12 protein-coding genes are annotated in these 20,229 nt (G+C 68.8%); 7 read left to right on the top strand and 5 right to left on the bottom strand.

From position 1 onward, the window contains the following. Positions 1-195 precede the first annotated feature (195 nt). Positions 196-1,560, top strand: a complete 1,365-nt coding sequence (locus tag F0U63_RS45400) for a cellulose binding domain-containing protein (RefSeq protein ID WP_395841122.1) — start codon at positions 196-198, stop codon at positions 1,558-1,560. Positions 1,561-1,721: 161 nt separating this feature from the next. Here F0U63_RS45400 and F0U63_RS45395 read toward each other — a convergent pair whose 3' ends face one another. Then, complete coding sequence (locus F0U63_RS45395; protein WP_395841120.1) at positions 1,722-2,471, bottom strand: hypothetical protein; 750 nt, start codon at positions 2,469-2,471, stop codon at positions 1,722-1,724. 140 nt (positions 2,472-2,611) lie between these two features. On the opposite strand from F0U63_RS45395, the gene F0U63_RS45390 reads away from it, so the two are divergent. Both F0U63_RS45390 and F0U63_RS45385 read left to right on the top strand, forming a co-directional pair. Then, a complete protein-coding gene (locus tag F0U63_RS45390; RefSeq protein WP_395841118.1) occupies positions 2,612-3,304 on the top strand; it encodes an NADPH-dependent F420 reductase in 693 nt (230 codons plus the stop codon). A 335-nt stretch (positions 3,305-3,639) separates the two neighbouring features. Further along, positions 3,640-6,318 (top strand): FG-GAP repeat domain-containing protein, encoded by a 2,679-nt coding sequence (locus tag F0U63_RS45385; protein WP_395841116.1) that lies wholly within the window; start codon positions 3,640-3,642, stop codon positions 6,316-6,318. Positions 6,319-6,445: 127 nt separating this feature from the next. Here F0U63_RS45385 and F0U63_RS45380 read toward each other — a convergent pair whose 3' ends face one another. Beyond that, complete coding sequence (locus tag F0U63_RS45380) at positions 6,446-8,227, bottom strand: WD40/YVTN/BNR-like repeat-containing protein (RefSeq protein ID WP_395841114.1); 1,782 nt, start codon at positions 8,225-8,227, stop codon at positions 6,446-6,448. A 321-nt stretch (positions 8,228-8,548) separates the two neighbouring features. Here F0U63_RS45380 and F0U63_RS45375 point away from each other — a divergent pair, with 321 nt between their 5' ends. Further along, positions 8,549-11,197 (top strand): FG-GAP repeat domain-containing protein, encoded by a 2,649-nt coding sequence (locus tag F0U63_RS45375; RefSeq protein WP_395841112.1) that lies wholly within the window; start codon positions 8,549-8,551, stop codon positions 11,195-11,197. Between the two features lie 16 nt (positions 11,198-11,213). On the opposite strand, the gene F0U63_RS45370 is transcribed toward F0U63_RS45375, so the two are convergent. Both F0U63_RS45370 and F0U63_RS45365 read right to left on the bottom strand, forming a co-directional pair. Then, on the bottom strand, positions 11,214-12,161 hold the full coding sequence (locus tag F0U63_RS45370; RefSeq protein ID WP_395841110.1) for a sigma-70 family RNA polymerase sigma factor: 948 nt from the start codon (positions 12,159-12,161) through the stop codon (positions 11,214-11,216). Further along, the gene (locus F0U63_RS45365) at positions 12,158-13,453 is read right to left on the bottom strand and encodes a phytoene desaturase family protein (protein ID WP_395841108.1); all 1,296 of its coding nucleotides are present in this window, start codon (positions 13,451-13,453) and stop codon (positions 12,158-12,160) included. The genes F0U63_RS45370 and F0U63_RS45365 overlap by 4 nt, the downstream gene beginning before the upstream one ends. 172 nt (positions 13,454-13,625) lie before the next feature. On the opposite strand from F0U63_RS45365, the gene F0U63_RS45360 reads away from it, so the two are divergent. Further along, positions 13,626-14,276 carry a hypothetical protein gene (locus tag F0U63_RS45360; protein WP_395841106.1) on the top strand — a complete coding sequence of 217 codons (651 nt, stop codon included), beginning with the start codon at positions 13,626-13,628 and terminating at the stop codon, positions 14,274-14,276. A 366-nt stretch (positions 14,277-14,642) separates the two neighbouring features. On the opposite strand, the gene F0U63_RS45355 is transcribed toward F0U63_RS45360, so the two are convergent. After that, a complete protein-coding gene (locus tag F0U63_RS45355; protein ID WP_395841104.1) occupies positions 14,643-15,779 on the bottom strand; it encodes an epoxide hydrolase family protein in 1,137 nt (378 codons plus the stop codon). 602 nt (positions 15,780-16,381) lie between these two features. On the opposite strand from F0U63_RS45355, the gene F0U63_RS45350 reads away from it, so the two are divergent. Together F0U63_RS45350 and F0U63_RS45345 are read left to right on the top strand one after the other, a co-directional pair. Next, a complete protein-coding gene (locus F0U63_RS45350) occupies positions 16,382-18,103 on the top strand; it encodes a CotH kinase family protein (protein ID WP_395841102.1) in 1,722 nt (573 codons plus the stop codon). A 132-nt stretch (positions 18,104-18,235) separates the two neighbouring features. Beyond that, on the top strand, positions 18,236-20,224 hold the full coding sequence (locus tag F0U63_RS45345; protein ID WP_395848528.1) for an ATP-dependent DNA helicase: 1,989 nt from the start codon (positions 18,236-18,238) through the stop codon (positions 20,222-20,224). Positions 20,225-20,229: the final 5 nt, after the last annotated feature.

The following is a 20,229-nucleotide window of genomic DNA, read 5'->3' as shown; positions in this document are numbered from 1 at the left end:
ACTTGAAGTAAAGTTGCCTAGGCAGCTACAGGCTTCTCAGGAATTAATAGAATTAAAGTTATTGCGAATTAACCCGGATAAATCAGTATCGCGCTCTATTACATCGAACGTGGTCGCGCGCCGGTGCGTGCGTCACCCGAACCAATTTCCACGGAGATGGGCCCAGGCTCCCTCCGGGGAAAGGACCAGGAGCCGATGAAGACGATCTGGAAGCAGAGCCTGCTCGCCGCGATGTCGCTGGTGGTGCCCTTGAGCGAGAGCCTCGCGGGGACGGCGGATTTCACCGTTCAGTATCAGAACTACAACGCGGCGGGGCCCAACGACGACATCATCGAGGCGGGCATCCAGGTGCGCAACAACACCTCGGCCGCCATCCCCCTGAGCAACATCGTCGTGCGCTACTGGCTCACGAAGAATGGCGCCTCCACGGTGGCTCCGGCGTGCTGGTGGTGGAACGCGCCGGACTGCTCGGCCATCTCGCTGACCACCGGGAGTGCGTCCGCCTCCGGCGCGGATCAGTACGTGGAAATCCGCTTCACCAGCGCGGCCGGAAGCCTGGCCGCTGGCGCGACGACCGCGCCCATCGATCTCGGCGTCACCTTCGGGGGCGCCTTCGTCAACGAGACGGATGACTATTCCTACGGCAATCAGACGGCGCCCACCGACTGGAGCCGCATCACCGTGCACGACGCGGGCTCGGCGCCCACCGGCGGCCTGCGCGGCGGCACGCTCCCCACGGGCGGCACGACTCCTCCGCCGACGGACCCGCCTCCGCCCTCGAACCTGGCCGAGTTCTTCGATGACTTCACCTACTCGGGCACGGGTGACGCGGCGTTCACCAACCTCTGGAATGTGCGCACGTACGCGGGCGGCCCCGGCGTGAGTGGCGCCACCTGGTCCGCGGGCAACGTCTCCATGGTGACCGAGGGCTCGGACCGGCTGATGCGGCTGCGGGCGGGCACCAACGGCACCGCGGCGGGCACCACGCACTCGGAGGTCCTCACCCACGCGCAGAAGTTCCGCTTCGGCACCTACGCGACCCGGATGCGCTTCCGCGACACCCCGCTGTCCGGCACGCGCGTCTTCGCCGACAAGTACGTCGAGACCTTCTTCGCGCTCACGCCCTACAGCAGCCCCAGCTACTCGGAGCAGGACTACGAGTACCTGCCCAACGGTGGCTGGGGACAGGGCAACACCCCCACCATGTTCATCACCTCGTTCGACAAGAACAAGACGGCGAGCACCTCGGCCCGGCTCGGCTACAGCCATGATGGCTGGCACACGCTCGTGCTGCACGTGAGGCCCACGGGCAATACCTATCACATCGACGGCGTGGAGCGGGCCAACCACCCGGCCCAGTTCGCGCCGCTCATCAACCAGTTCCTCGACTTCCAGATGTGGTTCATCGAGCTCGGCCCCTCCGGCGGCGCGCGCACGTACTTCGAGGACGTGGACTGGGTGTACTTCGCCAAGGACGCGTACCTGGACACCAACACCGTCAATTCGAAGGTGTCGAGCCTGCGCTCGGCCTCCGTCCCGCGCAAGGACACGGTGCCCTGAGCGCTCGTGCGAGCCGGCTCGGCTACTTGTCGATTCGTTCCCTGACGTCGAGCCGGCCCGCCGTCACCTGGTGTCGTTCCACCGTGAGGGTGTCGGCCTTCAGCGTGCCACGAACCTCCAGGCTGTAGTCATAGCTCCTCGGCGGTAATGCGAGGGGGGGGTCATGGCGCCTGTCTACCCCAGCCATGGACCGTGGGGCATGAGACCGGTGTGCTCAGGAGCTCCAGGGCGAGGTTCTCGTAGAGGGACACCATGTCCGGCACGTTGACATGCAACAGCGACTCCAGGCTGCTCCGCGTGGGTGAGGACAGGCGGCCGCGGCGCTCCGAGAGGAAGCGCTGGATGGTTTGTGTCGTGTCCTGCGCCGTTGGCGGCTTGCCTCCACCCAGCGCGGAGAGGGCACGGCAGAGGGCTTCGAATTCCTCGCGGATTCGAGCCAGCTCGGCCTTGCGCTCGGCCGCCGTGGTGCTGAAACGCGCCTCGATCTCCACACTCACCTTCTCGCCCTGGCGGGCGGGGAAGGCGGGAAAGACCCAGGAGCGCACGAGCAGCCTGACGCAGTTGCGTTCCAGATAGAGACCTCCCACGTGAGGGATGTGTCCACCGCGCGCGTCATCCAGCACCTTGCCGTCGCGCCCCACCTCGAAGCGCAGCAGGATCCGATCATCCACATCGGGAGGAGGGTTCCAGGGAGTGTTTTCCCTGAGGGCTTCTTCCGTGAGCAGGCGCATGCAGGAGGCCAGCGCCGGCCGCTGCTGGTCGAAGACGCGCTTGACTGCTTCGGGAGAGAGGCCGGGGGAAGTCTCCACCCGGCTGGCGGGCGAGACCTCGGCCGCCTGAGCAGCGGGTGTCAAAAGGCAGAGGGCTAGAGCGAACCACCTGGGAACGATGTGGGAGGTGCAGAGGTGCATACGCTGCCTCCTAGCAGAAACGCTCTTCCGGCTCTGAATCCCCGCCGGGAATCCGGCTCGCACCGCGCAACCCCTCGCGGGGGTCGGGCATCGAACCGGCGCACGGAGTCAGGGGACTGACTCCCCAGGAGGATGGCGGCATGAAGATCGGAATCATCGGCGCGGGAATGATCGGTGGGACCCTCGCTCGGCGCTGGACCCGGCTCGGACACGAGGTCTTCATCGCGAATTCGCGCGGGCCCGAGACGCTTCGCGAACTCGCGGCGGAGACGGGCGCGAAGGCCGTTACTCCCGCCGAGGCGGCGAGGGCCGGCGAGGTCGTCGTCCTGACGATCCCTCAGAAGGCGGTCCTGGACCTGCCGAAGGACCTCTTCGCGAACGTGCCGAAGGACGTCGTCGTGATCGACACGGGCAACTACTACCCCATCCGCGACGGACAGATCGAGGAGCTCGACAGCGGAAAGGTCGAGAGCGAGTGGGTGGCGTCGCGAATCGGCCGCCCCGTCGTCAAGGCCTTCAACAACATCTTCTTCAAGCACCTTCTGGAGAAGGGCACGGCGAAGGGCACACCGGGGCGGATCGCGCTGCCAGTCGCGGGGGATCCGCCCGAAGCCCGGGCGAAGGTGCTCCGGCTCGTGGAGGAGCTCGGTTTCGATGCCATCGATGCCGGGAGCCTCTCGGACTCCTGGCGCCAGCAGCCCGGCACCCCGAGCTACACCCAGGACCTCGATGCGGCACGCCTGAAGCAGACCCTCGCCCAGGCCGAGCGTAGCCGCATCCCGGAGTACCGCAACGCCGCCAACGAATCCTTGAAGAAGTACCTGACGACGTAGTTCGACGGTGCGCTGGCCTGAAAGAGCGTCAAAGGCAGGCCGACAACCCCGCCCCGCCGCCACCTGGCGGGCCGGGCGTTGTCTGTCGTTCGTGAAGGTTGTCAGGCGAGGCGGAGAGGAGGCGTCGGTGGCCTCTCTCTTCCGGCTCGGCGCCATGCGCTGGGCGTGGGGAGCTTCCTCTCTTCCCTGCCACCCCCATGACTCCTCCTCGCACGCAGACCCTGTCCCGGCCCGTGGGCCTTCTCCAGTTGACGCTCCAGGTCACACATTGGATAAGGCGCCGTCCGAGTCGGCGGCGCCTTTCGCCGCCCTCGATCTCCAAAGGGGGGACGGCCATGTCACGGTATTTGTATTCGTTCATTGTCGCATCGATGGCGGTAGGGGCCGCCTGCGAGCCCCATCAGCCCGAGCCCGCGCGGCCCGTGCTCCCCTCCGGCACCGTGTCGTCCGCCTCGCCCGAGGTCCGGCTGCTGAAGGAACCCGCGCGGGTGACGGCCCTCTCGGTGCCGACTTCCTCGGACGGGTGCTTGTCCATCTCCTATACCCTCCAGCAGCCGGACGGGGAGCGCGCCGACGTCGTGGTGGAGGTGGACGCGGAGGGGGATGGCTCCTTCCAGCGCGTCACCCAGGCGGGCTCCACGGACCACGAGGGGCTGCTCGCGCGCTCCACCTCGCCCGAGGGTGTGGCCCACCGCTTCCTGTGGAATCGCGCCGTGGACGTGCGCGCGGCCACCTCGGTGAACGTGCGCGTGAGTGCCCAGGTGCCGGGCGCTGCGCTGGACTCGAGGACCGTGGCGCTGGCCCTGCCCGCCCTCGGCCGTGGCTGTGATGTGTGGATGGACAGCAGCCGCGTCACCAGCCTGTCGATGGACGTTCGCCGCCTCATGATGACTCGGGGCGACTTCGATCGGGATGGCAAGCTGGACCTGATCCTCGTCACGGATTACGGCCCCATGCAGCTGATGAAGGGGCTGGGCAATGGAGGCTTCCAGCCCGCCGTCCCGCTCGTACTCGGCTTCTCCATGCCCGATGACGCCCCGCCTGTCGCCGCGGACCTGGACGGAGACGGCGTGTTGGATCTGCTCTGGACGAGGGGCTATGAGCAGATCCTGTTCGTGGCGCGGGGCCTCGGGGATGGTTCGTTCGCCCCCGTGATTCAATACGGTGTGCAGGCGGGTATGCAGGCGGGCTTGTTGTCCGCTGGCGGCAAGTCGAGCCTCGTCGTCGCCGACTTCGACGGCAATGGCAGTCCCGACGTGGCCCTGAAGAAGGGATACAGCAGCCTGGTGCTCTTCTTGAACCAGGGCGATGGGACTTTGGCTGCCTTCCAGCCCCCGGAGACCTACTGGTTCTTCACGAGCAGGCTCGCCACGGCCGACCTCGATGAGGATGGTCTTCAGGACCTGGTGGCCACGAGTTATGGCAGGCCCTTCGTCGTGCTGTTGTCCAACGGGGATGGCACCTTCCGCACCCAGCAGCAGACGGGGGATGTCTGGATGCTGGACTCGGTACTGGGGGACTTCGACGAGGATGGTCACGTGGATCAAGTCATCGCCAGCCCTGGGTCCTCCACCACCGAGCTGCTCCTGCGCCGGGGCAACGGCCAGGGCGGATTCTCCGCGGCGGCGCCCGTGGCTTCGGTCCCGGGCGCTCCCAACTCCTCGAGCCCGACCCTCCTGGATGCGGACGATCTGGACGGCGATGGCCACCTGGACCTCGCGGTGACGATCGAGCAGGAGCAGAACGCCGGTCTCGAAGTGCGCAACACGCTCAACCTGGTGAAGGGGCTGGGAGATGGCACCTTCGCGCCGGCCGTGCGGCTGCCCTCGGGACGCAGGCCCTCCTTCGTCACCACCGGCGACTTCGATGGGAATGGTGTGTCCGACGTGGTGACGCTGCAGTGGGAAAGCAAGGACGTGCGTGTATGGCTCGGTGGCCCGGGGCGTACGACCCGGACGCTGCCCATCGGGTCCGAGGGCCCCTCCGCTGTCGGAGATTTCAACGGCGATGGGTGGACGGATGTCATCTCCACCACGGGGTACCCGTACCCGACGATGCAGGTGAAGATGAGCCTCGGGGGCCCAGGAGGCCTGTCCAACCCCGGACTCGTCGCCACGTTGAATTCCACCAGTGTCGCGTTGCAGGTGGCCCACGTGGATGTGGGAGCGACGCTGGACGTGGTGCTGTATTCCTCTTCTGGGCCCGCGCAGCTCCTGCTGGGCAATGGGGACGGCACCCTGCGTCCCGCCGTCGCGCTCCCGCTGGGCTCGCTCGTGGAGCATGTGGAATCCGGCGACGTGAATGGGGATGGCAAACCAGACCTCGTCTTCATCGCCGGACGCGAGGCCTCCTCCGGCTGGGAGGCGCGGCTGTTGATCGGCCGGGGAAATGGGACCTTCGAGCCGCCCGTCTCCCTGGCGACTGGAGACCTGCTGCGGCAGGCGGTGCTGGCGGACCTGGACCGTGACGGCAAGCTGGATGTGATGGTGCCGCGCTCCGGGGCCGACGCGGGCGCGCAGGTGCTGATGGGCAGGGGTGATGGCACCTTCACGCCTGGACCCGAGCTGTCGCTCGGAGTCAACGTCGCGACGGGCCAGCTGCGCCTGGCGGATATGGATCAGGACGGCGTCCTGGATGCCGTGTACTGCCGCGCTGTCTACGAGCAACCCATGGTGAAGTACTTCCTCGAGGTGCTGAAGGGCATGGGCACCGGGGGATTCACCCGCCTGGGCTCCTACTCCACGCAGGGCAGCTGCACGACCCTGACCCTGGCGGATGTCGATGCGGATGGATGGCAGGACGCGTTGTCTTCCAACCCCAACACGGACTCCGTCTCCGTGCTGCGGGGCGTGGGCCAGGGCGTGCTCGCTCCGGATCAGTGCTTCGGGCTCTATGAGCACGACCCGGTTGGCTGGCCACATCTCTCGGTGCTGGACGCGAATGGGGATGGCCGGCTGGAACTTCTGAGTGGGGGCGGCATTTTCAGGCGGAACGCGCTGCTGCTCCAGCGCTGAGGAGCTCGCCCGCTTCGGCGGGCGCCACGGTCCATGCCGCGCGAGGACACGGTGCCCCGCGCGCTTGTCCGGTCCGGCTCGGGATGCCTCTCCGGGCCGGGCGTTGTCTGTCTTTCGGGTCCCTTCATCAGAGGGACGTCCGCTCGAGCACCTCGTGCACGGCTTGATGGATGCCCAGGGCACGCGAATACGCGCTGAGAGGGTCAACGCCCAGGATTCTCAGGTACGAGAGGTCTTGAGGATCACAACTCGAATCATTGAGGCTCACGGACCTCTTCTTGATGGGTCCGGAAGGACAGGACCACTCGATGGAGGCCGAATACGATGTGGTGAAACCGCAGTCGGGCATTGTCTCCTGACGGGCCGCCGCCGCCATCAACTCCCGGATGATGCGCTCTCCATCACCGCGGGAGAGCTTCCTCCGCTCGCGCACCTGCTTGCCCTCCGCTCCCCCCGCGTCCCGCTCCACCGAGAGCAGGGCTTCACCTGGGGACAACTGCACGGAGAGCACTCCCTCGAAGACGTTGAAGCAACCGCTTTCCGTGTAGTGGACCTTCATCGACGCGGGCGCGGTGCCGGGAACGCACTCGAAGGGGTTGCCTGGGGCCGGGGTGCGGCCCGAGGCCAGCGCGAAGTCGTAGGCGTCCAGGGGACTCGTGCTCGTCTTCCAGGTACGCCCGAAGTTCTCCGAGCGCAGCAGCGCCCCCGTACCGAGTTCGGCGAGAACCGTCTGGGTCTTCAGGAAGGCGATTGCCCGGAGAGGGGTCTGGGGAACACGGCCCACCTGGAACCAGCTCCGGCCCTCATCGTGGGAGGCGACGATCTGGTCGCCGGCCCATCCCAGCCACTCATCGGGTGCCTTCCGGGCGATGCCCTCGAGTGGCGTCAGGACGCCTGAACCCTGGCTGACAGGAGGACCCGCTCGCAGCAGCTGGCCGGAGACGAAGGTGTACAGCCTCCCCTTGCCCAGCGCCACGACGGTGTCCTCACCCAGCGCGGCCGCCTTTTCCTCTCCGAGGAAGGGAACCCACTGCTCCACCGGAACGCCGTCGCCCGCGGGCCCTACGGTGATGATGCGCTGGCCACCGGGAGTCCGCGAGATGGAGAGGCTCGGGTCCTTCTCTTCCAGGGCCCTGGACTGCCAGGTCTTCCCTCCATCGGTCGTGAGGAACCGCTCGCCCGAGCCATGGAGCCAGGCGACCTGGGGGGTGAGACGGACCACGTGGTCCAAGCCCGCTGGATGTGTGATGTCGCCCAGGGGAAGGCGCTGCCAGCTCGTTCCTCCATCTTCCGTGGACCAGAGGGACGCTTTCGTTCCCATGGCCCATCCGCTCTCCGGGGAGAGAAAGGACATGCTCATACAGCGATCATCGTGATTGAAGGGCGAGCCCTTCAGCTCCTGCCAGCTCGCTCCGGCGTCATCACTGCGGAAGATGCGCCCGGACGAGCCACAGAGCCAGAGCCGATCCCCCAGGTGTTGCAGGTCGTAGACCCGCGGGTCGTCCGTGAGGGGAATGGATTTCCAGGAGCGCCCCGCATCCGTCGTTCGCAGCACCCGCGGGCCGATGTCGCCAGCGGCGATGCCCGTGTCCGGGCCGAGCCAGCTCATGTGATCGAGGGTGTTGTGCGAATGGGCGAGGAGCGCTTTGACCAGGGCCTCGGTGGCCTGGGCATCCACTCGCCACGAACGGCCGACGTCCGCGCTTCGCGATACCCGGACAGCGGACTGTGCGTCGCCGAGGACCCACAGGTCCTCCTCCGTCCGTTTGGAGACGAGCCGCGCCTGGAGACGGAGTTCGTGAATGCCCAGATCCACCGAAGGCAGCGGCGGTGGGGGGACCTGCGCCGAGGCGGGAAGGACCAGCAGGAGCGCGGCGGACACGACGGGCATCCACGAGCCAAGGTGCATGGGGAGAGCCTCCTGGCATCAGGGTAGACCGTCAGGTGGGCCAGGACCATGGGCGTGGGTGGTTGATGCTCCGGAGCTCCTTGTCAGGTTCGGCGCAGGGGAGGTGTCGGTGGACGCTCTCTTCCGGCTCGGCGCCAGGTGCCGGGTGTGGGGAGCTTCCTCTCTTCTCTGCCACCCACCATGACTCCTCCTCGCACGCAGACCCTGTCCCGGCCCGTGGGCCTTCTCCAGTTGATGCGCCAGATATCGCGTTGGGGTAAGGAGCCGCCCGAACGGGTGGCTCCTTTCGCCGCCCTCGAGCTCCATAAGAGGGGGAAAGCCGTGTCACGGTATTTGTATTCGTTCATTGTCGCATCGATGGCGGTGGGGGCCGCCTGCGAGCCCACGCGGTCCCTGTCGCCCTCCGGCGTCGTGTCGTCCGCCTCGCCCGAGGTCCGGCTGCTGAAGGAGCCCGCGCGGGTGACGGCCCTGTCGGTGCCGACTTCCTCGGACGGGTGCCTGTCCATCTCCTATACCCTCCAGCAGCCGGACGGGGAGCGCGCCGACGTCGTGGTGGAGGTGGACGCGGAGGGGGATGGCTCCTTCCAGCGCGTCACCCAGGCGGGCTCCACGGACCACGAGGGGCTGCTCGCGCGCTCCACCTCGCCCGAGGGTGTGGCCCACCGCTTCCTGTGGAATCGCGCCGTGGACGTGCGCGCGGCCACCTCGGTGAACGTGCGCGTGAGTGCCCAGGTGCCGGGCGCCGCGCTGGACTCGAGGACCGTGGCGCTGGCCCTGCCCGCCCTCGGCCGTGGCTGTGATGTGTGGATGGACAGCAGCCGCGTCACCAGCATGCAGAATGACATGCCCCGCATGGCAACCTCGGGCGACTTCGATCGGGATGGCAAGCTGGATCTGATCCTCGTCATGGATTCCGGCCCCATGCAGCTGATGAAGGGGCTGGGCAATGGCTCCTTCCAGCCGACCCTTCTGCTCGCGCTCGGCTTCTCCAGGCCCGATGAATTCCCACCCGTCGCCGCGGACCTGGACGGGGACGGCGCGTTGGATCTGCTCTGGACGAGAAGCTATGACCAGGGCCTGTTCGTGGCGCGGGGCCTCGGGGATGGTTCGTTCGCCCCCGTGCTCCGCCAAGGACTGCAAGCTGGCTTGTCGTTCTCTAGCGGCCAGTCGGGCCTCGCGGTCGCCGATTTCGACGGCAACGGCAGTCCCGACGTGGTCATGCAGCGGGGCTACAGCCTGGGCCTCTTGCTGAACCAGGGAGATGGGACTCTTGGCGCCTTCCAGTCCTTGGGGACCGATTTGTCCTCGGTGAACAGGTTCGCCGTGGCCGACCTGGATGAGGATGGTCTTCAGGACCTGGTGGCCACGGGCTATGGCAAGGTCTTCGCCGTGCTGTTGTCCAACGGGGATGGCACCTTCCGCACCCAGCGCCTGACGGAGGAACCCTGGCCGATGGACTCGGTGCTGGGGGACTTCGACGAGGATGGCCACGTGGATCAGGCCTTCTCCTCGACCAGGTCCTCCACCACCGACATCTTCCTCCGTCGAGGCAACGGCCTGGGCGGCTTCTCCGCGGCGGCGCTCGTGAGGTCGGTCCCGGGCGTTGCCAGCTTCATCGGCTCAACCGTCCTGGCGGCGGACGATCTGGACGGCGATGGCCACCTGGATCTCGCGTTGACGATTGACCAGAACTTCGATCTCACCGTGCGCAACACGCTCACCCTGGTGAAGGGGTTGGGGGATGGCACCTTCGCGCCGGGCGTGCGGTTGCCCTCGGGACGCAGGCCCGCCTCCGTCACCACTGGCGACTTCAACGGGGATGGTGTGTCCGACGTGGTGACGCTGCAGTGGGAAACCAAGGACGTGCGCGTGTGGCTCGGTGGCCCGGGTCGTACGACCCGGACGCTGCCCATCGGGTCCGAGGGTCCCTCCGCCGTCGGAGACTTCAACGGCGATGGGTGGACGGATGTCATCTCCACCACGAGGAACCATGCCTCTCCCACGGTGCAATCGCTGGTGAAGATGAGCCTCGGGGGCCCAGGAGGCCTGTCGGCCCCCGAGCTCGTCACCGCGTTGGATTCCTCCACTGTCGCGGTGCAGGTGGCCCACGTGGATGTGGGGGCGACGCTGGACGTGGTGCTGTACTCCTCTTCTGGGCCCGCGCAGCTCCTGCTGGGCAATGGGGACGGCACCCTGCGTCCCGCCGTCACGCTCCCGCTGGGCTCGCTCGTGGAGCATGTGGAATCCGGCGACGTGAATGGGGATGGCAAACCAGACCTCGTCTTCATCGCCGGACGCGAGGCCTCCTCCGGCTGGGAGGCGCGGCTGTTGATCGGCCGGGGAGATGGGACCTTCGAGCCGCCCGTCTCCCTGGCGACCGGAGACCTGCTGCGGCAGGCGGTGCTGGCGGACCTGGACCGTGACGGCAAGCTGGATGTGATGGTGCCGCGCTCCGGGAGTGGCGCGGGCGCGCAGGTGCTGATGGGCAGGGGTGATGGCACCTTCACGCCTGGACCCGAGCTGTCGCTCGGAGACTACGTCATGACGGGCCAGCTGCGCTTGGCGGATCTGGATCAGGACGGCGTCCTGGATGCCGTGTACTGCCGCGCTGTCTCCGAGCAACCCAGGGTGAAGTACTTCCTCGATGTGTTCAAGGGCACGGGCACCGGAGGGTTCACCCGCCTGGGCTCCTCCTCCACGCAAGGCAGCTGCACGGCCCTGACGCTGGCGGATGTCGATGCGGACGGATGGCAGGACGTGTTGTCTTCCAACCCCAACACGGACTCCGTCTCCGTGCTGCGGGGTGTGGGCCAGGGTGTGCTCGCTCCAGAGCAGTGCTTCGGGTCCTCTGAGCACGACTCGTATGGCCAATCGCATCTCTCGGTGCTGGACGCGAATGGGGATGGCCGGCTGGACCTTCTGGATGGGGGCGGCATTTTCAGGTGGAACGCGCTGCTGCTCCAGCGCTGAGCGGTTCCCGGACTGCTCACGCCGAGGTGGGCAGTCCCGTGAGCTTGCGGCTCGCCTGGATGGTGTGCAGCACCCGCACCCGTCCGTCCTCGCCGATGTCCAGGCGGATGACCACCCGCGTGGGGCGGCCGGGAGCGGGCTGCTTCCAACAGGCCACCAGCGCGGGCAGCCCGTTGATCATCCGCACCTCCAGCGCGTCCGCCACGCCGCCCAGCTCGTGCAGCCGCCGGTAGAAGAGCGCCACGCGCTTGACTCCCACCACGGGCACCCGCGCCGCGAACGTCTCACCGCCTCCGTCCGACAGCGCCCGCACGGGCTCGGCCAGCAGCGCCTCGGCCGCCGCCACGTCCCCCGACACGAGCGCCCCCAGGAAGTCCTCCAGCGCCCGCCGGGTCCGCTCCTGGAGCTCGCGCGTGGGCACGCACCGCTCCCGGTCATACGCCGCCATCACCGCCCGCGCCCGGTGGTGCGTCACCTTCACGTTCGTCTCGCTCATCCTCAAGCACCCGGCCACCTCGTGCACCGGGTAGTCGAAGACGTCGCGCAGGAGCAGCACCGCGCGCTGCCTCGGCGTGAGCGCCTCGAGCGCTAGCAGGAACGCGAACGTCACGCTCTCCAGCAGCTCGTAGCGGCCCTCGGTCGTGCCGCCTCCGGGCAGGTGCACCTCCACCGACGCCACCGCCTCCTCCCTCGTCTCCACCGGCGAGGGCAGCCACGGCCCCACGTAGCCCTCGCGCTTGCGCCGCCGGAGCCTGTCCCTCGCCAGGTTCATCGCCACGCGCGTGAGCCAGGGGCGCAGCTCCTCGGGCCGCCGCGGCGGCATGGCGAGCGCCCGCGCGTAGGTCTCCTGCACCAGCTCGTCCGCGTCCGCCGCGACGCCCGTCATCCGGTAGCACAGCCCCCACAGGAAGCGCTCGTGCTCCCGCGCCGCGTGCTCCAGCGCCTCGTGGCCCGCGGACGTCATGCCGCGCGGGCTCCCACGCGGCGGCCTGTCCACGCGCGCGCCACCGCCTCGGCGCTCGAGAGCGAGGCATCCACCAGCATTCCCTCGGGCCCCACCCAGTCCCCCACGAGGCCCAGTCCCTGGAGGTGCTCCACCACCGGCCGGGGTCGTCCCGCGAGGCCCGCGGTCTTCGTCGGCAGCGCGTGCATCACCGTCAGCCCCGGCAGGAACCGCCGCGTCACCACGTGCTGCCGCCAGCCCGGCTGCAACAGGTCCAGCACGCCCTCGAGTTCCGGCTCGCTCGCCTCCGCGTCGCGCGCCCCGAGGTACTTGGCCACGTGCACCAGCGCTCCTCCCTCCGGGGCCACTCGCGCCCACGCCGAGTGCACCGACGCATACCACGGCCGATCCACTCCGAATGCTATCAGCGCCCCGGGCTTCGGCAGCCGCGACAGCCCCACTTCCAGCGAGGCCGCCTTCACCGGCACCGCCTTCGCCGCCCAGCCCGCCGCCACCGCGTCCCCCGGCAGGAGCGCCGCCACCTCGTGAGGCCCCGCCGCCAGCACCACCGACTCGGCCGCCCACTGCGTTCCGTCCGCCAGCCGCACGCCGCGCACCCGGGGGCGCCCGCCTCCCTCCTCGCGCGTCACCTCTTCCACCCGCGCCGACAGCACCCGCTCCACTCCCGCCGCGTCGGCTAGCGCGCTCAGCCCGCGCACCAGCTCGACCCAGCCCCCATCGAGGTAGCGCACGCCCTGGGCCAACGCCGTCTGGTGTTGTGCCACCGCCGCGTCCGCGCCCAGGAGTGCCAGGTCCGCGCAGTACGTCGACACCCGGAAGAGCATCTCCACCGGAGCACGCACCTCGTCGCGAGACACGTTCGCGCGCAGCCATTCCTCCAGGCTCATCCCCTTGAGCGTCGAGGCGTTCACGCGCATCAAGTTCCCCATCACCCGGGCGAACTCCAGCTTGCCCGCCGTGCTCAGCAGATCCGTGGTCAGCAGCGACACGAGTCCCGAGGGCAGGGTGTGCAGCCGGCTTCCACGCAGCGCGAAGCCGCCCTCGCCGCGAGGCCCCCGTCCCTTGAGTTCCAGGCCGAGGTGTCCGAGCACCCGCGCCGCCGCTCCGGCCAGGTAGAGCGCGTGGGGACCCAGGTTGAAGTGGTAGCCCTCCTGCTGCGTGGTGTGTGCCCGGCCGCCGAGGTGCCTGGCCTTCTCGAACAGCACCACCCGTCGGCCTCCCCGCGCCAGCAGCGTCGCCACCGCCAGTCCGCCCAGCCCTCCGCCCACCACCGCCACGTCCATCGTCTTCATGGTCTCGCTCCCTTTCGAGCCCCGTGCTTGGGGCTTTCGGTGGGACCACGAAATGGGCCTTTAAAAGGTTACGGGGGTCCCAAAAAGCCACGAAGAGCCAACTCGTGCACTCGTTCGGTTCTCCTGGGATGCACCTGGAGCTCCTGTCAGGCCAGGCGGTGGTAGGGGGTCGGTGGCCTCTTCCTCCTTCACCACCATGATCCCTCCTCGGACGCAGACCCTGTACCGGCCCGTGGGCCTTCTCGAACTGGAGCTCATCCTCGACGCGGGCTCGCGGGCGTTTCCGCCGCGCCTGCCGGAGCAGCCCATCTTCTACCCGGTCCTCAACTCCGGGTACGCCGAGCAGATCGCCCGCGACTGGAACCCTCCCGACGTGCGCTCGGGCTTCGCCGGGTACGTCACCTCGTTCGAGGTGGAGGCCGACTACCTGCTCGCCTTCGACGTGAAGGTGGTGGGCGACTCGCGCCATCAGGAGTTGTGGGTTCCCGCCGGGGAACTGCCCGCGTTCAACGCCCATCTGGCCTCGCTCATCCAGGTGAGCGCCGTCTGGTATGGCGCCAGCTACACCGGACCCGTGCCCACCTCGGCTCAGCTCCAAGGCCTGTCTCCTCGGGAGCAGCTGCGCGCGCTCGACGTCTCGCGGCGCGACGACCCGGCGGCGTTCCAGGCACTCGTCCAGAGGGAGTGGAAGCTCGTGTTCTGCAACCATGCCCTCTGGCGGAGCCTCGCCTCCGGTGCGTCCGAGACCCGGACGTGTGAGGCCCTCGCGGCCATCTGGCGTTCTTCTCCGAGGGCCGCGCTCGCCTTGCCGGAGTGCCGCTGAGGCCCAAAAAGGAATCGGGGAGGAGCCGCTCCCCAGCAGCTCCTCCCCGACTCACTTTGCTTGCGCCACTTCCCCAAGTGGCGCTCCCCGTACTGCCCCCGTTCGACTCCTTCTCCCCCTGAATGAAATGGTTGTCTTTCCCGACCCCGACCCGCCCGTCCTGCCCCGTGTTACCCGTACCGCCCCGACCCGCCCGTCCTGCCCCGTGCTGCCTCATCCCGACTTCGTGCCAGAGGGCTATTGCAGTCCGAATGCCAGTGTGCTCACGAGAGATGAGGCCGTGATTTCAAGGGGTTACGTGGAGCGGGAGCCGGGGGCCCGTCCGGGAGCGGTAAGACTTACCGGGGAAAGACTCCCCCCATTTTCCTAGCGAAGCTCCCGGAAGAACGAGCGCACGTCCTTCAGGAACAGTTCCGGCTGCTCCGCGGCGGCGAAGTGTCCCCCGCGCGGCATCTCCGTGTAGCGCCGCAGGTCGTAGCGCGCCTCCACCCAGGGCCGGGGCGTGTGGGCGAGTTCCTTGGGGAAGTCCGCGAGCGCCGTGGGCACGCGCACCGGCTTCTTCAAGTCCAGGCGCTGCATGCCGAAGGTCTCGTAATAGAGGTTGGCCGCGCTCGCGATGCTGTTGGGCGCCCAGTAGAACATCAGGTTCGTCAGCAGCCAGTCCTTGGAGAAGGCTCGCTCGACGTCCCCGCCACAATCGCTCCAGGTGCGGAACTTCTCGACGATCCACGCGGCGAGCCCCGCGGGTGAATCCGCCTGCCCGATGCCCAGCGACATGGGCTTGGTGCCCTGCACGTGGCTGTAGCCGGACTCGACGGCGGAGAATGCCGCCATCTTCTGGCCATACTCTCGCGCCAGCTCGCTCTGCTCCTGTCCGGCCGGCGGCGCCGCGAGGGCGAAGTTGAGGTGGATGCCCACCAGGTGCTCGGCATGCTCCACCCCGAGCGCCGTGGTGACGATGCCTCCCCAGTCGCCGCCCTGCGCGCCATAGCGCGAGTAGCCCAGGTGCTCGACCATGAGCCGGTCGAACACGGCGGCCACGCGCGTGGCATCCCAGCCCGGCTCGCGCGGCTTGCCGCTGAAGCCATAGCCCGGCAGCGCGGGGATGATGACGTCGAAGGCGTCCCGGGCGTCGCCTCCGTGCGCGGCGGGGTCCGTCAGCGGCTCGATGAGGTGATGGAACTCGTAGATGGAGCCGGGCCAGCCGTGCGTCAGCAGGAGCGGCAGGGGAGCGGGACCCTTGCCCCGGACATGCCAGAAGTGGAGGTCCACGCCGTCCACCTCGCACAGGAATTGAGGGAAGCGGTTGAGCTCGGCCTCGTGCTTGCGCCAGTCGTAGCGCTCACGCCAGTACGCGCACAGCTCGCGGACATAGGCGACGTCGGCGCCGCGCTGCCAGGGCTCACCGGGTAGCGGCTCGGGGAAGCGCGTGGCCTCCAGGCGGCGTTGAAGATCCGTGAGCACGGCCTGGGGCACATCGATGCGAAAGGGACGCGGAGACATGGGGCTCCTGGGAAGAGGAAGGCACTTCTGGATTCACCGTGCCACGCGGGCCGCGAGCGGGAGACGCCAAAAAAGAATCGGGGAGGATCCGCCCCCAGCGGATCCCCCCCGACGCACTCCTCTACCCACTACCCCCGTAGTGTTGCTGCCGTGATGCACTGCCCCCGTACTGCTCAACCCCACTCGAAAACCTGTCCGCCCCGACCCCGCCCGTCCTGCCCCGACCTCGCCGTCCTTGCCCCGACCCCGAATCCGCCGTCCTGCCCCAACCCCGACTCCGCCCGTCCTGCCCCGACCTGCTGGTCCTCGACCCGCCCGTCCTGCCTGAGGTCCATAGCAGTCCGCATGCCAGGGGCCAGGAGGGGGAAGTACCTCCTGATTCCAGGGGGTTGTGAAGTGCGCGGCCTTGGCATTGTACCGGAGGGCAGTAAGAGTTACGGAAAGGGACTTTTCGGGGGGTGCAAGAAGTTCCACGCTTCGGGTGTGTGCCTTCCCTGGACGGGACTTTCCCGGAACCCGCTCGAGTCGCGGTCCGTCTGACGCTTCGTTCGTGGAGGAAGGGGACGGGCAGGGCCCCGATGACGCGCGCATGGGGCGAACGCATGTTCGCTCGCGTGAACAAGAGATTGCCGCTGGCCTGTCTCGTCGCGTTGCTCGCCGCCTGCTCACCGCCGACTCCGGAGCCCGAGCAGCCCGGTGAGGGGCCTCCGGCTTCTCCGGGCGAGCCGGTGCCACCCGGGCCCACGGAGCCCTCCGGGCCGCCGCCCGGGACCGAGGTTCCGTGTGAGTCAGCTCCGGTGGAAGCGGCGGCGCCCGTCATCGAGCGCCCCTCGCCCGAGGAGTGGGTGGTGCCCGGGGAACTGGTCCTCCAGGCAACGGGCTTCGAGAACTCCGGAGGCGCGGCGCCGGGCCGGGCCCGCTTCGAGGTGTGGTCCGTGGAGGACGGCGCGCCCGGGGTGCTCGTCTGGTCGGCCACGGTGAGCGCGCCCGAGGCGCGGCTGTCCGAGGGGAGTTTCGAGTCCACCAAGGCCGGCTTGTCCGAGCGGACGCGGTACGCGGCGCGGGTCCGCTACGCCTACGGGTCCTCGTCCTGTGAGGCGTGGGGGCCGTGGAGTGGCTTCCGCTTCTTCCGGACGGAGGATGGCTCCGCGCGGCTCTTCGACGAGGGGCAGGTGCTCGAGTTCCACCTCGACATTCCGCCGGACTCCTGGGCGGCGATGAACGCGGAGGCCGTTCCGCCCGACTGTGTTCCGCACGAGCGCAATGACTACCGGGCCACGCTGCGCTTCGGCGCCCAGGTGTTCGAGAACGTCGGCGTGCACGTGAAGGGGGGCTGTGGCTCGGCGCGCACGCTCGAGGGCAAGTCCTCCTTCAAGGTGGACCTCGAGTGGGATGACCCGGACGTGCCGGGAGGCGAGCCCTCGCGGGAGCTGCTGGGCCGCAAGAACTTCACCTTCGACAACAACGTGCAGGACCCGAGCTTCATGAACGAGCGTCTGGGCTTCGCCTTCTTCCGGGCGTTGGGGGTGCCGGCGCCCCGGGCGGCGTCGGTGCGGCTGTTCGTCAATGGCGAGCCCTGGGGCCTCTACACGCATGTGGAGACGATCGACCGGCGCTTCCTCGCGCGCTGGTTCGAGGACAAGGATGGCGCGCTCTACGAGGGCTCGTACTGGTGCGATCTGCTCGCGCGGAACATTCCGGCCCCGGGGGAGGACGCGAGTGGCTACTGCCTGGAGCGCAAGCTCGGGGGGGACTCCTCCACGGAGGAGGGGTATGCGCCCCTGCGCGAGCTCACGCACCGGCTCGAGGGACTTGGCCGGGGCGGGTTCTATCCCGAGGTCCTGGCGTTCTTCGACTACGACCGCTTCCTCACGACGTGGGCCATCGAGGGCGTGATTTCCCACTGGGACGGCTACTCGTTCGACACGCGCAACAACTACCGGGTGTACCAGGAGCCCTCGACGGGGCGCTGGACGATGATTCCGGGGGGAATCGATCAGACCTTCGGCCACCGCCAGGGCTCGAAGGCGGGCACGGTGCAGGACCCGTGGGCGGTGACGGGGCTGCTCGCCGCGCGCTGCCTGGAGGAGGCGGACTGCCGGGCGGCGTACGCGACGCGGCTGGAGGAGGTGACGCGGGCGTTCGAGAGCGCCGGGCTCGAGGCGCGGGTGCGGCGGATGCGCGAGCAGCTCGCCGGGCACGTCCGGGCGGATCCCCGCAAGGAGACGACCTCCGAGGGCTTCGAGCGCGCGGTGGAGGCCACGCTGCGCTTCATCCGCGAGCGTCCCGCGCGGGTGCGGGACACGCTTCCTCCCTCGCCCTGACAGGGGGCTTCGGGCGGGGCGTCATGCCCCCCGGGCGAGCGGCCTGCGAGAGTGGGTACAAAACCCGACGGGACAGGGGGTGGCTGTTATCTTTCCGTGCCCGTCTTCCCCCGCCTCGTGCCGCCCCCGACCATGGCCCTGCCTGCTTCCTCGCATCTTCCCTCGGTGGATTCCCTGCTCGGCCCTGGCGGTGCGCTGGAGGCGGCGCTGGAGGCATACGAGTACCGTCCGGAGCAACTCCAGATGGCGCGCTCGGTGGAGCGGGCCTTCCAGGAGCGTGGCTACCTGTTGGCCGAGGCGGGGACGGGGACGGGCAAGACGCTCGCCTACCTGGTGCCCGCGTTGTTGTCGGGCCGGCGGGTGGTGGTGTCCACGGCGACGAAGACCCTGCAGGAGCAGATCTTCTTCAAGGACCTGCCGCTGTTGCGCGAGCGCATGGGCCTGTCCTTCGAGGCGGTGTACCTCAAGGGGCGCAGCAACTACCTGTGCCTGCACCGCTACGACACCTTCAGCAAGGATCCGCAGTTCGCCTCGCGCGAGGAGGGGCGGTACTGGAAGCACCTGAAGACGTGGGCGGGGAGCACGGAGACGGGGGACCGCAGCGAGCTGGAGCTGCCCGAGTCCTTCAGTGCATGGGGCCGGCTGTCGACGACGTCTGACACGTGCCTGGGCTCGAAGTGCCCGGTGTACGACAACTGCTTCGTGACGCGGGTGAGGCGGGCGGCGGAGTCGGCGGACCTGCTGGTGGTCAACCACCACCTGTTCTTCGCGGACCTGGCGCTGCGGGGCCGGGGCCAGCGGGGCGAGGGCGTGCTGCCGCCGTATGACGCGGTCATCTTCGACGAGGCGCACGCGCTGGAGGACGCGGCGGGCAGCTACTTCGGGCACTCGGTGTCGAGCTTCCGGCTGGAGGAGCTGGTGCGCGACGCGCTGGGGGTGATGTCGCCGCAGGACTCGCGCTTCGGGATGTTGTCGTCGCTGGTGGTGCGCCTGCGCACGTATTCGGAGGCGCTCTTCTCGCAGGCGCCGCGGGTGCTGGGGCTCACCGAGCAGGAGGGCGCGGTGGCGCTCAAGCCCGAGCGGCTGGAGCAGCTGTCCGGGTCCATCGAGCAGGTGAAGGAGTCGCTCTCGGCGCTCTCGGCGTTCACCACGACGGAGCGCGAGCCGGAGCTGACGTTGCTCACGCGCCGGTGCGCGGACCTGGTGGCGGACTTCTCCTTCCTGCAGAAGGTGGAGTCGAACGACCACGTGTACTGGGCGGAGGCGCGGGGGCGGGGCGTGTTCTTGCGCGCGAGTCCCATCGAGGTGTCCCGCGAGCTACAGGAGCGGCTCTATGGCGGGGTGGACACGGTGGTGTTCACCTCGGCGACGCTGGCGGCGGCGGGCCGCTTCGACTTCTTCGCCAAACGCATGGGGCTGTATGACGACGAGGGCTCGCCGGTGACGAGCGTGCGCACGGTGGCGGTGCCGAGCCCCTTCGACTTCGAGCGGCAGTCGGCGCTGTACCTGCCCACGCACCTGCCGGACCCGGCGGCTCCGGGCTTCATCGAGGCGGCGGCGGAGGAGATCGTCCGGCTGTGCGAGGTGACGGGGGGGCGGGCCTTCGTGCTCTTCACCAGCTTGCGCAACATGGAGCGGGCGCATGCGCTTGCGCGCCACCGGCTGCCCTACCAGGTGTTGTTGCAGGGCGAGCGGCCCAAGCAGCAGCTCCTGGAGGCGTTCCGCTCGCAGCCCAGCGTGCTCTTCGCGGCGCACAGCTTCTGGGAGGGCGTGGACGTGCCGGGGGATGCGCTGAGCCTGGTCGTCATCGACCGGTTGCCGTTCGCCTCGCCGGGAGACCCGCTGGTGGCCGCGCGCATCCGCCAGTTGGAGGCGCGGGGCGAGGAGCCCTTCGGGGGCTACCAGTTGCCGCAGGCGGCGTTGGCGCTGCGGCAGGGCTTCGGGCGGCTCATCCGCACGCGGGCGGACCGGGGCATCGTGGCGCTGTTGGACAGGCGGATCGTCACCAAGAGCTACGGGCGGTCCTTCCTCGCGAGCCTGCCGCCCGCCTGGCGCACGCACTCGCACGACTCGCTCCATGCATGGTTCCACGGCGAGCCTGTGTACGACGTGGAGGAGTGAGGCAC

The sequence above is a fragment of the Cystobacter fuscus genome (genome assembly GCF_044360685.1).
GTDB lineage: Bacteria > Myxococcota > Myxococcia > Myxococcales > Myxococcaceae > Cystobacter > Cystobacter fuscus_C.
The sequence above is the reverse complement of the archived record's forward strand: the minus strand, read 5'-3'. Positions and strand labels throughout refer to the sequence as shown.